We start from the raw sequence: 16,678 nt of genomic DNA, 5'->3' as shown, positions 1-16,678 counted from the left end.
AGATAATAATTATTAATGAATATAAATAATTAACAAATGGGAGGATTTTATGGTTGAAAAAGAATTACCAAAAAAGAGTATAGCGTTTATTCTTTTAATTTCATTAGTTCTTATTCTTACTGTTGGAATTTATTTTAAAGTTGATATACAGATTCTATTATTAATAGGACTTGCATGTACTATTTTTCTGATTTTAAGAATGGGATATAATTTTGAAGAAGTTTTAGTCGAGATGAGAAAGGGGATAGAGAGGGCCTTTCCAGCACTTATTATATTTTTACTTATAGGAACTTTAATAGGAAGCTTTGTAAGTGGAGGAGTAGTTCCTAGCATAGTTTATTATGGACTTAAACTTATAAATGTTAAATGGTTTTTACCTATTGGACTTATAGTTTGTAGTATGACATCTCTTGCAACGGGGACATCTTGGGGAACTAGCGGAACTGTTGGAGTTGCTTTTATGGCTATGGGAATAAGTCTTGGTATTCCAGCGCCTATAGTAGCTGGGATGGTTGTTTCTGGTGCGTTTTTTGGAGATAAATTATCTCCCCTTTCAGATACTACAAACCTTGCAGCAGTTTCAGCTGGGACAAGCCTTTATAGGCATATTAAATCAATGCTATATACTACGGTGCCAGCTTATATAATTTCCCTTGTTTTATATACTATTGTAGGGTTTAAATATTCAGGTAGCGAAGCTATAGATTCTAATATGGTTAATACTATTTTAAACACTTTAGATAAGACTTTTAATATTAATTTATTTATGCTTATTCCTATTATAGTAGTTTTATTTTTAAGTATTAAAAAAGTTAATTCTATTATTGCACTTGGGATTGGAACTATTTTTGGAGTTTTATTTTCAGTTTTATTTCAAGGAAACAACTTAGGTGAAGCTTTAAATGTTTTAAATGCAGGATACGTAGGTCATACTGGAGTGGAATTTGTAGATACACTTTTAAATAGAGGTGGAATACAAAGTATGATGTGGACTTTTTCCCTTTCATTTATAGCATTAAGTCTTGGGGCTTTACTTGAAGGATTTGGGTTCTTAACTGTTATTATTAAAGGGATTTTAGTAAAGGTTAAAAGTATTGGAAGCTTAAGTGTGCTAGTTATAGGAAGTTGTATTTTTAGTAATATAGTTATGGGGGAAATATATCTTTCAATAATTTTAAATGGAAGCATCTACAAAAAGGAATTTGAAGAAAGAAACTTAGATCCAGCTATGTTAAGTAGATATTTAGAAGAAGGGGGTACCTTGACTGGTGCTTTAATCCCTTGGAGCACAGCCGGTGCATTTGTCTCAGGAGTTTTAGGAGTTTCAGCACTTTCTTACGCACCATTTGCATTTTTAAATTTAATTAATCCATTAGTTTCTATTGTTTTTTCGTATTTAGGAATAGCGGTACTAAGAAAGGAAAATAAAAAGGAAATTGGACGAATTACAAAATAAATGTATAACTTACTAAAATTTGTCAATACTCTAGTTAAGGAGTGATGAAGATGAGTAAGAAAAAGAAGATAGCATTTTATACTATAGCTTCCCTTTCGGTATTATTTATATGTTCTTATATTTATATGTCAGATACTTTATTAAATAATACAGAAAGTAAAGAGCAAGCTGTATATAATGATGGAGAAAAAGCTTTAAAAGACGATTTGAAAGTCTTTTTATATACTGAAGAAAATAAGGATAGTCAAGCTACTATTACTGAAATAAGTAAAAAAGAAGGCGGTAAAGTTATTACAGAAGGTGTTTTGAAAGAACTTCTTAAAAAAGACGGTTACACATTAAGTAAAAAAGATGAAACTTCTTATACTTTTAAAAGATCTAAGGAAGCATCCTTAGAAAAAAATGTTTTTTACCTTGGGGTTTCAAACGAATGTATAGCTTTATTTAAAACAGATGATAAAGGAAGCTTAAACTTAGTAAAAGCTTATGATTATCCTGTTAGTATTTTACCTAAAGTAGATAGAGAAAACTTAGAACAGTTTAATTATTTTAGTTCTCCTGATATGAACGAAATAGAAAGAAAACTATCTGAGTTTGGAGTAAAGTTATAAAAATAATTATAAACATGTTTTCTTTTATTAAGGGAAGGGTTAAATTTAATGCCCTTCCTTTTAATTTTATCCTAAATTCTAATTAGATTTATTGAAAGATTTTAATTAAAATGGTAAAGTAATAGATAGGCTAAATGAGAACATACTTTCACTTTTAGTGGGGGAGGGAAATTAAATGTACGAATATATTAAAGGTAAATATGTTGGATTAATAAAAGATTATATAATTATAGAAAATAACGGTATAGGATATAAAATTTTTACATCAGGAACTACTATAGCTGACTTACCAAAAATCGGTGATGAAGTTATGCTGTTTTTAGAACAGATAGTAAGACAAGATTTTATAGGTCTTTACGGTTTTGCAACTCGCGAAGAACTTCAAATGTTTAATATGCTTTTAGGCATAAATGGCGTTGGAGCTAAAGCTGCATTATCTTTATTATCTATAAGTAGGATAAATAATTTAAAATACGCAATTATGATGGGTGATGAAAAGCATATCTGTAGAGCGCCAGGTATTGGAAAGAAAACTGCAGGAAGAATCATACTAGAATTAAAAGATAAGCTTAAACCAGATGAGTTAATTGATAGTATGAGTGAAGAAGAAATAATGGCATCGCTTGACGGTGATGATTCTATTATATCAAAAACTGCAGAAGTTTTAGGAGCGCTACTTGCATTAGGTTATACAGAAAAAGAAGCGAACTTAGCTCTTAAAAATATAGATAAGAGTAATAGCATAGAAGTTATGATTAAGGAATCTTTAAAAGTTTTAATGGGTTAGGTGGTAATGATGGAAAGAGTAATAACGCCAGATGCACTTAATGATGAGTTAGGGGAATTAAGTTTAAGACCTCAAAAGATTAATGAGTATATAGGTCAAGACAAAGTAAAAGAAAGATTAAATATTTTCATAAGAGCAGCTCAAAACAGAAGAGAAGCTTTAGATCATGTGCTTTTATACGGTCCTCCAGGGCTAGGGAAGACTACCCTTGCAAATATTATTGCAACTGAAATGGGAGGAAACTTAAAAGTTACATCAGGTCCAGCTATAGAAAGAGCTGGTGATTTAGCAGCTATTTTAACTACTCTCCAAGACAACGATGTTTTATTTATAGATGAAATCCATAGATTAAATAGAAGTGTAGAAGAGATACTATACCCTGCTATGGAAGATTACGTATTAGATATAGTTATAGGAAAAGGAGCTCAAGCTAAATCTATAAGATTAGATCTACCTAAATTTACTCTTATAGGGGCAACTACTAGAGTTGGAATGTTAACTTCACCTTTAAGAGATAGATTTGGCGTTCTTTGTGCTATGGAGTATTACACAGAAGAACAGTTAAAAGATATAATAGTTAGAAGTGCGTTAGTTTTAGGGTGCTCTATTACAGAAGAGGGTGCAATAGAACTTGCAAGAAGGTCTAGAGGAACTCCAAGAATTGCAAATAGACTTTTAAAAAGAGTAAGAGATTATTCAGAAGTTAAATCTGATAATTTAATTAGTTATAAAGAAGCTAGAGAAGCTTTAGAACTACTAGAAGTAGATAGTCAAGGCTTTGATAGGGTAGATAGAAAGATATTAGAATCTATAGTAGACAATTTTAAAGGCGGTCCTGTAGGGATAGAGACTTTATCTTACTTTGTAGGAGAAGAACTTGGAACTATAGAAGATGTTTATGAGCCGTACCTTCTTCAAAAAGGATTTATTATAAGAACTCCTAGAGGACGGGTTGCAACTGAAAAGGCATATAAACACTTAAATAGACCTTATGAACCTAACGAAAATAAAAGATCTAAACAAAAGAGTTTTTTTGAAACATAAAATAAGGAGACGATAAAGATGAACGTAAGCGATTTTGATTTTTACTTACCAGAAGAATTAATAGCACAACACCCTCTTGAAAAAAGAGATTCTTCAAGAATGATGGTGCTTGATAAAGAAACAGGAGAAATAGAACATAAGCACTTTAAAGATATAGTAGAATATTTAAAAGAAGGTGATACTTTAGTTTTAAATAATACTAGAGTTATGCCAGCTAGACTTATAGGTTCTAAAGAAAACACTGGTGGGAAAATTGAATTTTTACTTTTAAAAAGATTAGAAGGAGATAAGTGGGAGTGCTTAGCAAAGCCTGGTAAAACTGCAAGAGTTGGAAGAAGATTTACTTTTGGAGACGGTCAGTTAAAATGTGAAGTAATAGAAGTTTTAGACACTGGAAACAGAATTATAGAATTTGAATACGATGGTATATTTGAAGAGGTTTTAGATTCTTTAGGAGAAATGCCACTTCCTCCATATATCCACGAAAGACTTGAAGATAGTGAAAGATATCAAACAGTTTATTCAAAGGAAAAAGGTTCAGCAGCTGCACCTACAGCAGGACTTCACTTTACAGAAGATTTATTAGAAAAAATCAAAAATAAAGGTGTAAATGTAGTATACTTAACTTTACACGTAGGTCTTGGAACTTTTAGACCTGTTAGTGCAAAAACTATTGATGAACATATAATGCATTCAGAGTATTATGAATTATCAAAAGAAACAGCAGATATTATAAACGAAACTAAAAAACTAGGTAACAGAGTAATAGCTGTTGGAACTACATCAACTAGAACTTTAGAAACTATAGGTGATGAAAATGGAATGGTAAGAGAGCAAAGCGGTTGGACTGATATATTTATATATCCAGGATACAAGTTTAAAGTTGTAAATAATCTTATAACTAACTTCCACCTTCCAGAATCAACACTTATAATGTTAGTTTCAACACTAGCTGGAAAAGAACACGTTTTAAATGCTTATAACGAAGCAGTTAAAGAAAAATACAGATTCTTCTCATTTGGAGATTCAATGTTTATTAAATAACTTTTGAGAAATTAAGGAGTGAAACTTTTGAGCGAAAGATATACATTATTAAAAAAAGACGGGAAAGCTAGAAGAGGTAGATTCAATACACCTCACGGAACAGTAGAGACACCAGTTTTTATGAATGTAGGAACTATAGGAGTTATTAAAGGTGCAGTTTCAAGTATGGACCTTAAAGATATTTCTTGCCAAGTAGAATTATCAAATACATACCACCTTCACTTAAGACCTGGAGATAAGGTTGTAAAAGAACTTGGAGGATTACATAAATTCATGAATTGGGATAGACCGATCCTTACAGATTCAGGCGGATTCCAAGTATTTTCACTAGCTGGAATGAGAAAGATAAAAGAAGAAGGGGTATACTTTAGATCACATTTAGATGGAAGAAAGATCTTTATGGGACCTGAAGAAAGTATGCAAATTCAAAGCAACCTAGCATCAACTATAGCTATGGCTTTTGATGAATGTATTCCAATACCATCATCTAGAGAGTACGTTGAAAAGTCAGTAGAGAGAACTACAAGATGGCTTCAAAGATGTAAAGATGAGATGGATAGATTAAATACTTTAGAAGATACTATAAATAAAGAACAAATGTTATTTGGTATAAACCAAGGTGCAACGTTTAAAGATATAAGAGTAGAGCACGCTAAAACTATAACTAAGATGGATTTAGACGGTTATGCTATAGGAGGACTCGCAGTTGGGGAAACTCACGCTGAAATGTACGATATAATAGATACAGTTGTTCCACACCTTCCACAAGATAAGCCAATTTACTTAATGGGAGTTGGAACTCCAGAAAACATCCTTGAAGCTGTAGCTAGAGGAGTTGATTTCTTTGATTGCGTACTTCCTGCTAGAAACGGAAGACACGGTCAAGTTTTCACAAAGACTGGAAAGCTAAACATGAATAACGCTAAATTCGAATTAGATACTAGACCTATGGATGAAGGGTGTGAGTGTCCTGCGTGTAAGCATTACACTAGAGCTTACGTAAGACACTTATTTAAAGCAAAAGAGATGCTTGCGATGAGACTTTGTGTACTGCATAACCTTTACTTCTATAACAAATTAATGGAAGAGATAAGAGAAGCTATAGACGAAGATAGATTCTACGAATTTAAGGATCAAAAACTTAAAGATTGGGGAATAATTAAGTAAGTTGACAATATCTGAAAATAGTTGTACACTACTCCTTAGAAAAGTAGTGAATTACTATAATATGGGATTCACAAACTAAACCGAAAGGAAGATAAAGAATGAATATATTAGTTCAATTATTACCATTAGTATTAATTTTTGGTTTATTCTATTTTATGATATTAATGCCAGAAAAGAAAAGAAAAAAGCAATACGAAAAAATGATGGGCGAATTAAAAGTTAACGACGAAGTTATGACAAGAGGCGGAGTTGTTGGTAAGATAGTTGCTATGGATGATGAACACATCACTTTAGAAACTAGTTCTGATAGAACAAAAATAAAATTCGTTAAAAATTCAATAGCTAGCAAAACTTATAAAGAAGATAATAAGTAATTATTAAGGATTAAATGGTTTCATTTAATCCTTTTTTTGCGTTTATAAAAGTGAAAATAAAGCTATCATAAATTTTAAAAGTTTAACTTAAGTAGATGACATTTTTAATGTGCTTAAAACTTAAAAAATAAAAGGCATAATATATATTAATAAAAAATGATAATACCTTTTAAAATGTTTAATAGTATAGCCTATTATGATATAATATAGTAGCTATATTACAAAATGCCAATAAATGTAAAGGTGACTTAAAAGTTACATAATGTATAATCTGAAATGTTTAGTCGAATAATAAAATTCAGGAATTATATGTTCTTAAATTTCTAACATAGAGGGGGAGAGAGATGAAGTCAAAAGGAAAAAGCAGATTTATCTTTATTTTTTGCACTGTTATTATATTCGCTTTAGCGTTTATTGGTTTCAGAGGAGCAAAAATAGGCGGATGGGAGGTCAAACCATTCGAAGACGCTATTACTAAGGGGCTAGACCTTCAAGGTGGGGTTTCAGTTCTTTTAGGAATAACTGATAAAAACATAAGTCAAGACGACTTAGAAAAAACTAAAAACCTTATAGAACTTAGGGTTAACAAAATCGGTGTTGCAGAAACTGTAGTAACTACAGAAGGAAGCGATAGAATAAGGGTTGATATTCCAGGAGAATTTAACTCTCAAAAGATAGTCGACACACTAAGTAAAACAGGTAACCTTACATTTAAATCACCTAATGGCGATGTAATACTTACAGGTAAAGATATCAAAGAAGCCTCAGCGGTTATTGATAATCAATCAAACAAACCTGTAGTTTCTTTAAAACTAAACGAAGAGGGAACTAAAAAGTTCGCAGAAGCAACTAAAAAGTATATGGGACAATCAATCTCAATATATATGGATGATGAGATGCTTACAAACCCAGTAGTACAATCTCAAATTACTAACGGAGAAGCAGTAATTACAGGAAGCAAAGATATAGAAGAAGCTAAAAACTTATCAAGTTTAATTAATTCAGGTGCATTACCTGTAACTATTAAGGCTTTAAGTACAGAAACAGTAGGAGCGCAACTTGGTGCGTCAGCACTTCCTAATGCTATGAAAGCAGGGGCTATAGGTGTTTGCTTAATCTTCGTATTTATGATTCTTTATTATAGAGGACCTGGAGTTATAGCAAGTATAGCGTTAACTTTATATGTAGTACTAGTTTTATTAGTATACGTTGAAATAGGTGCAACTCTTACTTTACCTGGAATTGCAGGGTTCTTACTTACTATAGGTATGGCAGTTGATGCTAACGTACTTATATTTGAAAGGATAAGAGAAGAGCTTAAAAAAGGCGTATCTGTAAAAGCTGCAATTAAAAGAGGTTTTGAAAATGCGATGTCTTCAATAGTTGACTCAAACATTACAACTATTATAGCAGCATTAGTATTATACTTCTTTGGATCAGGTGCAGTTAAAGGATTCGCAATTACTTTATTAATTGGTATAGTTGTAAGTTTATTTACAGCATTAGTAGTAACTAAGTTCTTAATGAATAGCGCTGTAAATGCAGGATTTTTAACTAAACCATCACAATTTAGAGTAAAGAGGGGGTAAGGGCATGTATTTTAAGATAATAGAAAAGACAAAAATATGGATGGCTTTATCTCTTGTTGTAATAGTAATAGGTTTAGGTTTTGCTTTTACTAGAGGATTTAACTTTGGTATAGACTTTAAAGGTGGTACTCAAGTTACTTTCAAAATGCAATCAGGATTTGATAAAGCAAAAGCAGATAAGATAGTAAATGAATATTCAAAAAATGCAATCACAAACACAGTTAACGATACAGATTACCAAATCAAATCATCAGAGTTATCTCAAGATGAAGTAAATGAAATATTTACAGGATTTAAAAAGGAATTTGGAATTAAGGATGACGCTTTAATATCTCAAAACGAAATAGGTGCATCTATCGGAGAAGAGCTTACTAGAAATTCTCTTATAGCACTTGGAATAGCATTTATAGCTATGCTTATTTATATAGCGATAAGATTTGAGTTTAAGTTTGGTGTAGCTGCACTTTTAGCATTATTCCACGATATACTTATAACTTTAAGTGTTTATGCAATCTTCTATATTCCAGTTAACTCACCATTTATAGCAGCTATCCTTACAGTTGTAGGTTATTCTATAAATGATACAATAGTTATCTTTGATAGAATTAGAGAAAACTCTAAGTATATGAGAAGAGAAACTGCAACTCTTATAGCAGATAAGAGTTTAACTCAGACTATGTCAAGGTCTATAAACACAACTTTAACTACACTTATAACAATAGTTATGGTTTATATTTTTGTTCCACAAGTTAGAGAATTAGCATTCCCACTTACTGTAGGTATAGCAACTGGGGCTTATTCTTCAATCTTTATAGCTTCACCAGTTTGGGTTTGGCTTACAGATAAAACTAAAAAAGGTTCAAGAAAAGTTAAAGCTGAAAAAGTTAAAGAAAATTAAAAAATATTCAGAAAATAACCTTTAAATAAATTATTTAAAGGTTATTTTTATTTTTTTTCATAAACATTTGTCAAACTGGATGTTTTAAATTATAATAGTATTGTTTTCTAAATTTGTGGAGGAGATAATAGGCGATGCGAAAGTTTTGGGAAAGTATATATTGCCCTAATTACATTACGGGATATAATCCGTTTATACTTAAAGATATGAACAAAGCAATCGAACGATTATCAACTGCTGTTAATAGCAGAGAAAAGATAGTTGTTTATGGATCGAATACAGTTGACAGCATTTGTGCAATAGCTTCCTTAAGCTTGATGCTTAGATATTTAAATGCTGATGTTGAGTATTTGATTCACGATATAAAAAAAGGTTCAAAAAATATAGATAGTAAAGATATCAAGACAAAGGTGGACTTTTTAGGGGCTGACCTTCTTATTGCTATTGGCGTAGATATCGAAGCAAGAGAAGAAGTAGAACTTTTAAAAGAACTTAATATAGATTTAATTGTTTTAGAAAATAGAAAGACTATAGAAGATAAGGAATATATATATATAAATCCAAATCAAAAGAAATGTCAATATAGGTACAAGACTCTTTCTAATTCAGTTTTAACTTTTAAATTAATGCAAGCTATCGCTGTTTATTATAATATGAAAAGTATAAACAAATATTTAGATTTAATTATGCTTGGTACAAAATGGGCAAAATCTTCTACGGGTGGAGAAAATGGTGTTATATTAAAAGAGGGACGAAAATTTTTAGAAAACACTAATAACATCGGACTTAGAGCAATAATTGATTTTAATCATATAGTAGAGTTAAAAGAAGAAGATATAGAGATAATAATAGGGTTAATAACACCGACAGATGATACTGTTGGTATCGTGAATAACGCAAGAATAGTTTTAGAATTATTAACAACTCACGATGAAGATAGAGCTAAACAAATAGCTAAATACTTACATAATATAGGTAAAAATTTATAATGCTATGAATTAAATAGTACTTGGAGGAGTAAATATGGATTTAAGAAAAAGTATAAGAGTAATTGAAAATTTCCCAAAAGAAGGAATAAGTTTTAAAGATATTTCAACACTAATAGCAGACGGAGAAGCACTAAGAGAAGCTGTAGACCAAATGGCAGACAACTTAAAAGATAAAAACATAGATGTAGTTTTAGGACCTGAAGCTAGAGGATTTATTTTTGGAGTACCTGTAGCGTACGCTTTAGGAGTTGGATTTATACCAGTTAGAAAACCAGGGAAATTACCAGGTGAAACTATAAGCGTAGATTACGCATTAGAATATGGTACTGATTCATTACAAATCCACAAAGATGCAATCAAAAAAGGGCAAAGAGTTGCTATAGTTGACGACCTTTTAGCTACTGGTGGAACTATAGAAGCTGTTACAAAACTTGTTGAGATGGCTGGAGGAGAAGTTGTAGCACTTGATTTTGCTATAGAACTTACAGAATTACACGGAAGAGATAAATTAAAAGGATATGAGGTAAACTCATTAGTTAAATATGACCTTTAATCCTTATTGAAAATAATTTGACAATATTATATAATTAAACATAAACGGGCTGGTTTTATACCAGCCTTTGATTTTAGAAATTTTAATATATTTTAAAGTTAAAAAGGAGAGTAATCCTTATGGTACAGAAATTGTTAGATGCTATAAACGAAAATTGTCATAATGTAGATATAGACTTAGTAAAAAAGGCTTATTATTTTGCAGAGGAAGCGCACAGAGAGCAAAAAAGAATATCAGGTGAACCTTATATTCAGCACCCTGTAGATGTTGCATGTATTCTTGCAGAACTTGGTATGGATACTAGCACTATTGCAGCTGGTCTTTTGCATGATGTAATTGAAGATACTGACTGTAGCTACGAAGAAATGGCTAAAATATTTAATGAAGAGATTGCAAATTTAGTTGATGGAGTAACTAAATTAGGTAAGATAGAATACAAAACTAGAGAAGAACAACAAGCTGATAATGTTAGAAAAATGCTTCTTGCTATGGCAAAAGATATAAGAGTTATCATCATTAAATTAGCAGATAGATTACATAATATGAGAACACTTAAATATATGTCTAAAGAAAAGCAAAAAATCAAAGCTAAAGAAGTTTTAGATATATATGCACCGCTTGCACATAGACTAGGTATGTCTAAAATTAAATGGGAACTTGAAGACCTTTCTTTTAGATATTTGCATGAAGAAGAATATTACGACTTAGTTAAAGCTATTGCTGAAAAGAGAGTTGAAAGAGAAGAATATATAGAATCTGTTATTAATGATTTATATGATAAATTAGATGAGTCAGGTATAGATGCAGATATAGATGGAAGACCTAAGCATTTTTATAGCATATATAGAAAAATGGTTAACAAAAATAAAAGTATAGAACAAATCTTTGACTTAACTGCTATTCGTGTTTTAGTTAATTCTGTTAAAGATTGTTATGGGGTTTTAGGAATAGTTCATACTATTTATAAACCTATCCCAGGAAGATTTAAAGATTACATAGCAATGCCAAAGCCTAATATGTACCAATCCCTACATACTACTGTAATAGGGCCACAAGGAAAGACTTTTGAGATACAAATAAGAACTTTTGAGATGCACAAAACTGCTGAATACGGTATAGCAGCTCACTGGAAGTATAAAGAAGGAACTACAGAAGAAAATAAAGCTGAAAATATTGAAACTAAACTTGCATGGCTTCGTGATATGCTTGAGTGGCAAAATGAAACTTCTGATGCAGAAGAGTTTATGGAAGGTTTCAAAATTGATTTATTTTCAGATGAAGTTTTCGTATTTACTCCAAAAGGAGTAGTTATAAACCTTTGTAGCGGTGCAACTCCTATAGATTTTGCATACAGAATACACACAGATATCGGAAATAAATGTGTAGGTGCAAAGGTTAATGGGAAGATAGTTCCTTTAGATTACGGTCTTAAAACTGGAGAGATAGTAGAGATTATAACAACTAAAACAGCTAAAGGTCCTAATATGGATTGGCTTAATATTGCAAAGAGCAATCAAGCTAAAAGCAAGATAAGACAATGGTTTAAAAGAGTTAAAAAAGAAGAAAACATCGATAAAGGTAAAGAACTTTTAGAAAAAGAACTTAAAAAACAAGGTGTTACTTTTAATGAAATCTCTAAATGCGAATCTTATAATAAATTTAAAAAGAGATATAACCTTCACAGTATGGATGATTTATATGCATCTATAGGAGTAGGTCAAATCATAGCTTCTTCTTACGTTTCAAGACTTAAAGAAGATTCTATAGAACAAACTAAAGAAAAACTTTCAAAAGAAGAAGAAGAAAAGAGTATTGAAGAACAAATCGCTAAAAATGAGCGTAAAGAAACTTCAAAAAAGAAAGACAAAAACAAAGGTGATTTTGGTGTTGTAGTTAAAGGGCTAAACAACATAATGGTTAGATTTGCAAAATGTTGCAACCCAGTTCCAGGGGATGAAGTTATGGGCTACATAACTAAAGGAAGAGGTGTTTCACTTCATAGAAAAGACTGCAACAACTTAAAAGCTTTAGTAGAAAACGAAAGTGAAAAGATAGTTGAAGCCACATTTGGTAAGTGTGAAAAATCAGCGTATATTGCAGAAATTCAAGTTAAATCTGATGATAGAGTTGGAATTTTAACTGACGTTATGCTTATAATAAATGAATCAGGTTTACCACTTCAATCATTAAATGCAAACTCAACAAAAGGCAATGTTGCAATAATGACTATAAAAGTAAAAATAAATTCAGTAGATCAATTAACAGAGCTTATGAAAAAAATCAAAAGATTAAAGGGAGTAAGCGATGTTTATAGAATGAATAAATAGGAGATAATTATGAGGGCTGTAGTACAAAGAGTATCATCTTCAAAAGTTACAGTTTCAGGAGAAATTATTGGATCTATAAATAAAGGGTTTAATGTTTTACTTGGAATAGAAAATGATGATAATTTAGAAGATATTAAATACATCGTAGATAAAGTTTCAAACCTTAGGGTTTTTGAAGACGAAAATGATAAATTAAACCTTTCACTTAAAGACGTAAATGGAGAGATACTTTTAATTTCTCAATTTACTTTGTATGGTGATTGCAGAAAAGGAAGAAGACCAAACTTTATGAAGGCTATGGGTGGAGATAGTGCAAAAGAGCTTTATTTAAAATGCATAGAATTATTTAAAGAAACTGGGCTTAAAGTAGAGTGCGGAGAATTTGGGGCCGATATGAAAGTAGACATTCAAAACGACGGACCAGTAACTCTTTTACTAGATAGTAAAAAAGAATTTTAATATAAAAGGAGTAGTTAATATGTTAGTTAAAGTTATACCTACAGGTACAATCGAAGAAAATTGTTATTTAGTTATGGACGAAAACACTAAAGAAGGATTTATAGTAGATCCAGGCGATGAACCTTTAAAAATAGAAAAAGCTATAAAAGATACAGGAATGAATTTAAAATACATCTTATTAACTCATGCTCACTTTGATCACGTTGGAGCTTTAAATTACTTAGTAGAGAAATTTAACGTACCTTTTTACATGAACAAAGAAGAAGAAGAATTTGCAAAAACAGATAACTATGTTTTTGGAAAAATTAATAAAGCAAACGGATACTTAGATGATAATTCTGAATTATCAATAGGAAACGAGTCAATTAGAGTATTCCACACTCCAGGTCATACTGTAGGAGGATTATGCTTTTTAATAGGTAATAAACTATTTACAGGAGATACTTTATTTAGAAGTTCTGTTGGAAGAAGCGATTTCCCAGGGGGAGATATGACTGCATTAGTTAACGGTATAAAAACTAAGCTACTTCCACTTGGAGACGAAATAGAAGTATATCCAGGGCATGGACCTATGTCAACTATAGGATATGAAAAGAAAAATAATATGTTTTTATATTAGGTGAAAAGATGAAAATTAATATAGGATTAAATGATTTAAAGTATAGATACGACGTATATCAAATGTTTAATTTATACTTTCCATTAGATGAACTAAAGTTTAACGAAGAAGAAGATTTAGATTTTGAAGTAACTATAAAAGAAGAAGTTATAACTTTTAAAAAGGGTGATTTTATCTTTGAAGAAAAGATAGAAGAAAATTTAAAAGACTCTCTTAAAAAGTGCATATTTAAATCTTTAAAAGAAATAACTAAAGATGAATATCCTTGGGGAACTTTAGTTGGAATTAGACCTTCTAAAATTGCACTTAAAGGAATCGAAGAAGGAAAGAGCGAGGAAGAAATTATAAAAAGTTTTAAAGATAAGCACCTTGCAAGCAGAGAAAAAGCAGAACTTTGCATAGAGGTTGCAAATTTTGAAAAGAATTTCATAAAGCCTAAAAAAGGCAAAATCGCAATATATGTTGGTATGGCATTTTGCCCTACAAGATGCCTTTATTGTTCCTTTGCATCTAACCCTATAGGAGGAAACAAAAAGCTTGTAACTCCTTATCTAGAAGCTTTAAAGTTTGAAATAAAAGCTATTAAAGAATATATAGATAAAAAAGGATTAGAAATAGAGAGTGTTTACTTTGGGGGAGGAACTCCTACAGCAGTTTCAAATGAAGAATTCCAAGATCTTATGGTAAGTATTAATGATGCTTTCGTTAAAGATAGAAACTTAGATGAGTTTACAGTAGAGTGCGGAAGACCTGATTCTATAACGCGTGAAAAACTTTTAACTATGAAAGAGTTTAACGTAACTAGAATCAGTATAAATCCTCAAACTATGAACGATGAAACTTTAAAGCTTATAGGAAGAAATCACACAGCAGAAGATGCTATAGAAAAGTTTAATTTAGCTAGGGAACTAGGCTTTGATGATATAAACATGGATATGATAATAGGACTTCCAGGAGAAGGCTTAAAAGAAGCTAAAAAAACAGCAGAAGAAATTAAAAAGCTAAATCCTGATAGTTTAACTGTTCATGGACTTTCATTAAAGAGAGGCTCTAGGCTTTACGAAAACTTTATACTTAAAAAAGGTCTAGGAATCAAAAGTCAAGAAGAAATAGCTAAGATGTATGAAGAAAGCAAAAAGTTAGCTAAAGATTTAGGACTTAAACCATACTATATGTATAGACAAAAAAATATGGTTGGAAATATGGAAAACCTAGGCTACTCTAAAGAAGGAAAAGAATGCCTTTATAATATGCAAATGATAGAAGATAAGCAAACTATCATTGCACTTGGTGCAGATGCTGTATCTAAGGTAGTATTTTTAGAGGAAAACAGACTAGAGAGATTCCCAAACGTTAAAGATGTTAGGGAATATGTAAATAGAATTGAGGAAATGGTAGAAGGTAAGATTAAGTTACTTGATACTTTATATAAATAGGAGGGATCATTAATGGAAATACAAGCACCAAAAGGTACTAAAGATATGTTACCAGAAGAGGCTTATAAGTGGCACTACGTTGAAAGTATATTTAGAGAAGTATCAAAAAACTTCGGAATAAGAGAAATAAGAACACCTATTTTTGAACACACAGAACTTTTCTTAAGAGGAGTTGGAGAAACTACTGATATAGTTCAAAAAGAGATGTATACTTTTAAAGATAAAGGTGATAGAAGTATCACACTTAAACCAGAAGGGACAGCACCAGCTGTTAGAGCTTTCATAGAAAACAGATTATTTAACGAAGCTCAACCTACTAAACTTTACTATATAACTCCATGCTTTAGATACGAAAAAGCACAAAAGGGAAGATACAGACAGTTTAACCAATACGGAGTAGAGATGTTTGGAAGCAGTAGCCCTTCTATAGACGCTGAAGTTATGGCACTTGCTATGAATATTTTAAAGAAGATAGGGCTTAAAGGTTTAAGCTTAAATATAAATAACTTAGGTTGTCCAAGTTGCAGACCTAAATACAACGAAGCACTTAAAAACTTCTTAAAAGAAAATTATGAAGGGCTTTGTGAAACTTGTAAAACAAGATTTGAAAAAAACCCTATGAGAATTTTAGATTGTAAAGAGAAAAAGTGTAAAGAGATAACTAAAAATGCTCCAACAATCTTAGAGTTTACTTGTGAAGAATGTAATGAGCACTTTGATAAAACTAAAGAATACTTAGATATTTTAGGTATTCCATACACAGTAGACCCAGGTATAGTTAGAGGTTTAGACTATTATACTAAAACTATCTTTGAAATTTTAAATTCAGAATTTACAGTTTGTGGTGGAGGAAGATACGATAGACTTATAGAAGAAATCGGTGGACCTAGCATGCCAGCTGTAGGGTTTGGAATGGGAATTGAAAGACTTATAATGACTTTAGATAAAGAAGGAATAGAAGTTCCAAAAGAACCTTTAGTAGAACTTTACCTTTCAGGTAGAGGAGAAATAGGCGTTAAGGAAGCTTTCAAATTAGCACACAAACTTAGAGAAATCGGAGTTAATGCAGAGATAAACCACGCAGGAAGAAGCTTTAAAGCAGAGATGAAATATGCAAACAAAATCGGAGCTAAGTTTAATGTGGTTTTAGGTGATGATGAATTAGAATCTAGAAAAGCTAAGTTTAAGAGAATGGAAGATAGAGAAGAGTTTGAACTTTCTTTAGATGATTTAGAAGGTATTAAAGATATAATAAAAAAATAGAAGTTTTATATCGGTTAATTTAAATTAGCCGATATTTTACTTTATATGAATATACATTTGCA

Annotated in this window: 16 protein-coding genes; all 16 read left to right on the top strand. The window is 31.0% G+C overall.

The window, feature by feature from the left end; all coding sequences use genetic code 11:
• The first annotated feature begins 49 nt into the window (after positions 1-49).
• The 16 genes from nhaC (at position 50) to hisS (ending at position 16,616) form a co-directional block, all read left to right on the top strand.
• On the top strand, positions 50-1,456 hold the full coding sequence (gene nhaC / locus INR60_RS06790; RefSeq protein ID WP_194190717.1) for a Na+/H+ antiporter NhaC: 1,407 nt from the start codon (positions 50-52) through the stop codon (positions 1,454-1,456).
• A 50-nt stretch (positions 1,457-1,506) separates the two neighbouring features.
• Positions 1,507-2,067: a hypothetical protein gene (locus tag INR60_RS06785; RefSeq protein WP_194190716.1), complete on the top strand. Its 561-nt coding sequence runs from the start codon at positions 1,507-1,509 to the stop codon at positions 2,065-2,067.
• Positions 2,068-2,242: 175 nt separating this feature from the next.
• The gene (gene ruvA, locus INR60_RS06780; RefSeq protein ID WP_194190715.1) at positions 2,243-2,854 is read left to right on the top strand and encodes a Holliday junction branch migration protein RuvA; all 612 of its coding nucleotides are present in this window, start codon (positions 2,243-2,245) and stop codon (positions 2,852-2,854) included.
• A 9-nt stretch (positions 2,855-2,863) separates the two neighbouring features.
• Positions 2,864-3,898 carry a Holliday junction branch migration DNA helicase RuvB gene (ruvB, locus tag INR60_RS06775; protein ID WP_374707680.1) on the top strand — a complete coding sequence of 345 codons (1,035 nt, stop codon included), beginning with the start codon at positions 2,864-2,866 and terminating at the stop codon, positions 3,896-3,898.
• Between the two features lie 18 nt (positions 3,899-3,916).
• Complete coding sequence (queA, locus tag INR60_RS06770; protein ID WP_194190713.1) at positions 3,917-4,942, top strand: tRNA preQ1(34) S-adenosylmethionine ribosyltransferase-isomerase QueA; 1,026 nt, start codon at positions 3,917-3,919, stop codon at positions 4,940-4,942.
• Positions 4,943-4,969: 27 nt separating this feature from the next.
• Positions 4,970-6,109: a tRNA guanosine(34) transglycosylase Tgt gene (gene tgt, locus INR60_RS06765; protein ID WP_194190712.1), complete on the top strand. Its 1,140-nt coding sequence runs from the start codon at positions 4,970-4,972 to the stop codon at positions 6,107-6,109.
• A 98-nt stretch (positions 6,110-6,207) separates the two neighbouring features.
• Positions 6,208-6,483 (top strand): preprotein translocase subunit YajC, encoded by a 276-nt coding sequence (gene yajC, locus INR60_RS06760; RefSeq protein ID WP_194190711.1) that lies wholly within the window; start codon positions 6,208-6,210, stop codon positions 6,481-6,483.
• Between the two features lie 344 nt (positions 6,484-6,827).
• Positions 6,828-8,072 (top strand): protein translocase subunit SecD, encoded by a 1,245-nt coding sequence (gene secD, locus INR60_RS06755; RefSeq protein WP_194190710.1) that lies wholly within the window; start codon positions 6,828-6,830, stop codon positions 8,070-8,072.
• A 4-nt stretch (positions 8,073-8,076) separates the two neighbouring features.
• Complete coding sequence (secF, locus tag INR60_RS06750; protein WP_194190709.1) at positions 8,077-8,970, top strand: protein translocase subunit SecF; 894 nt, start codon at positions 8,077-8,079, stop codon at positions 8,968-8,970.
• 134 nt (positions 8,971-9,104) lie between these two features.
• On the top strand, positions 9,105-9,959 hold the full coding sequence (locus INR60_RS06745; protein WP_194190708.1) for a DHH family phosphoesterase: 855 nt from the start codon (positions 9,105-9,107) through the stop codon (positions 9,957-9,959).
• Positions 9,960-9,993: 34 nt separating this feature from the next.
• Positions 9,994-10,512 (top strand): adenine phosphoribosyltransferase, encoded by a 519-nt coding sequence (locus INR60_RS06740; protein WP_194190707.1) that lies wholly within the window; start codon positions 9,994-9,996, stop codon positions 10,510-10,512.
• 119 nt (positions 10,513-10,631) lie between these two features.
• A complete protein-coding gene (locus INR60_RS06735; RefSeq protein ID WP_194190706.1) occupies positions 10,632-12,839 on the top strand; it encodes a RelA/SpoT family protein in 2,208 nt (735 codons plus the stop codon).
• Positions 12,840-12,848: 9 nt separating this feature from the next.
• Positions 12,849-13,298, top strand: coding sequence for a D-aminoacyl-tRNA deacylase (gene dtd, locus INR60_RS06730; RefSeq protein WP_194190705.1), 450 nt, complete (start codon positions 12,849-12,851; stop codon positions 13,296-13,298).
• A gap of 19 nt (positions 13,299-13,317) precedes the next feature.
• Positions 13,318-13,917, top strand: a complete 600-nt coding sequence (locus INR60_RS06725) for an MBL fold metallo-hydrolase (protein ID WP_194190704.1) — start codon at positions 13,318-13,320, stop codon at positions 13,915-13,917.
• A gap of 8 nt (positions 13,918-13,925) precedes the next feature.
• On the top strand, positions 13,926-15,353 hold the full coding sequence (locus INR60_RS06720; protein WP_194190703.1) for a coproporphyrinogen III oxidase: 1,428 nt from the start codon (positions 13,926-13,928) through the stop codon (positions 15,351-15,353).
• A 12-nt stretch (positions 15,354-15,365) separates the two neighbouring features.
• A complete protein-coding gene (gene hisS, locus INR60_RS06715; protein ID WP_194190702.1) occupies positions 15,366-16,616 on the top strand; it encodes a histidine--tRNA ligase in 1,251 nt (416 codons plus the stop codon).
• The last annotated feature ends 62 nt before the right edge of the window (positions 16,617-16,678 follow it).

Origin of the sequence: Clostridium chrysemydis, from assembly GCF_015234215.1 — a bacterium.
GTDB classification, from domain to species: Bacteria; Bacillota; Clostridia; order Clostridiales; family Clostridiaceae; genus Clostridium; species Clostridium chrysemydis.
Note: the sequence above shows the minus strand (reverse complement) of the source record. Positions and strands in the feature narration are given on the sequence as shown.

What these genes read in the sequence shown, in the direction of transcription:
- nhaC (WP_194190717.1), top strand. Translation starts at nt 50, where the DNA reads ATGGTTGAAAAAGAATTACCAAAAAAGAGTATAGCGTTTATTCTTTTA.
- INR60_RS06785 (WP_194190716.1), top strand. Translation starts at nt 1,507, where the DNA reads ATGAGTAAGAAAAAGAAGATAGCATTTTATACTATAGCTTCCCTTTCG.
- ruvA (WP_194190715.1), top strand. Translation starts at nt 2,243, where the DNA reads ATGTACGAATATATTAAAGGTAAATATGTTGGATTAATAAAAGATTAT.
- ruvB (WP_374707680.1), top strand. Translation starts at nt 2,864, where the DNA reads ATGGAAAGAGTAATAACGCCAGATGCACTTAATGATGAGTTAGGGGAA.
- queA (WP_194190713.1), top strand. Translation starts at nt 3,917, where the DNA reads ATGAACGTAAGCGATTTTGATTTTTACTTACCAGAAGAATTAATAGCA.
- yajC (WP_194190711.1), top strand. Translation starts at nt 6,208, where the DNA reads ATGAATATATTAGTTCAATTATTACCATTAGTATTAATTTTTGGTTTA.
- secD (WP_194190710.1), top strand. Translation starts at nt 6,828, where the DNA reads ATGAAGTCAAAAGGAAAAAGCAGATTTATCTTTATTTTTTGCACTGTT.
- secF (WP_194190709.1), top strand. Translation starts at nt 8,077, where the DNA reads ATGTATTTTAAGATAATAGAAAAGACAAAAATATGGATGGCTTTATCT.
- INR60_RS06745 (WP_194190708.1), top strand. Translation starts at nt 9,105, where the DNA reads ATGCGAAAGTTTTGGGAAAGTATATATTGCCCTAATTACATTACGGGA.
- INR60_RS06740 (WP_194190707.1), top strand. Translation starts at nt 9,994, where the DNA reads ATGGATTTAAGAAAAAGTATAAGAGTAATTGAAAATTTCCCAAAAGAA.
- INR60_RS06735 (WP_194190706.1), top strand. Translation starts at nt 10,632, where the DNA reads ATGGTACAGAAATTGTTAGATGCTATAAACGAAAATTGTCATAATGTA.
- dtd (WP_194190705.1), top strand. Translation starts at nt 12,849, where the DNA reads ATGAGGGCTGTAGTACAAAGAGTATCATCTTCAAAAGTTACAGTTTCA.
- INR60_RS06725 (WP_194190704.1), top strand. Translation starts at nt 13,318, where the DNA reads ATGTTAGTTAAAGTTATACCTACAGGTACAATCGAAGAAAATTGTTAT.
- INR60_RS06720 (WP_194190703.1), top strand. Translation starts at nt 13,926, where the DNA reads ATGAAAATTAATATAGGATTAAATGATTTAAAGTATAGATACGACGTA.
- hisS (WP_194190702.1), top strand. Translation starts at nt 15,366, where the DNA reads ATGGAAATACAAGCACCAAAAGGTACTAAAGATATGTTACCAGAAGAG.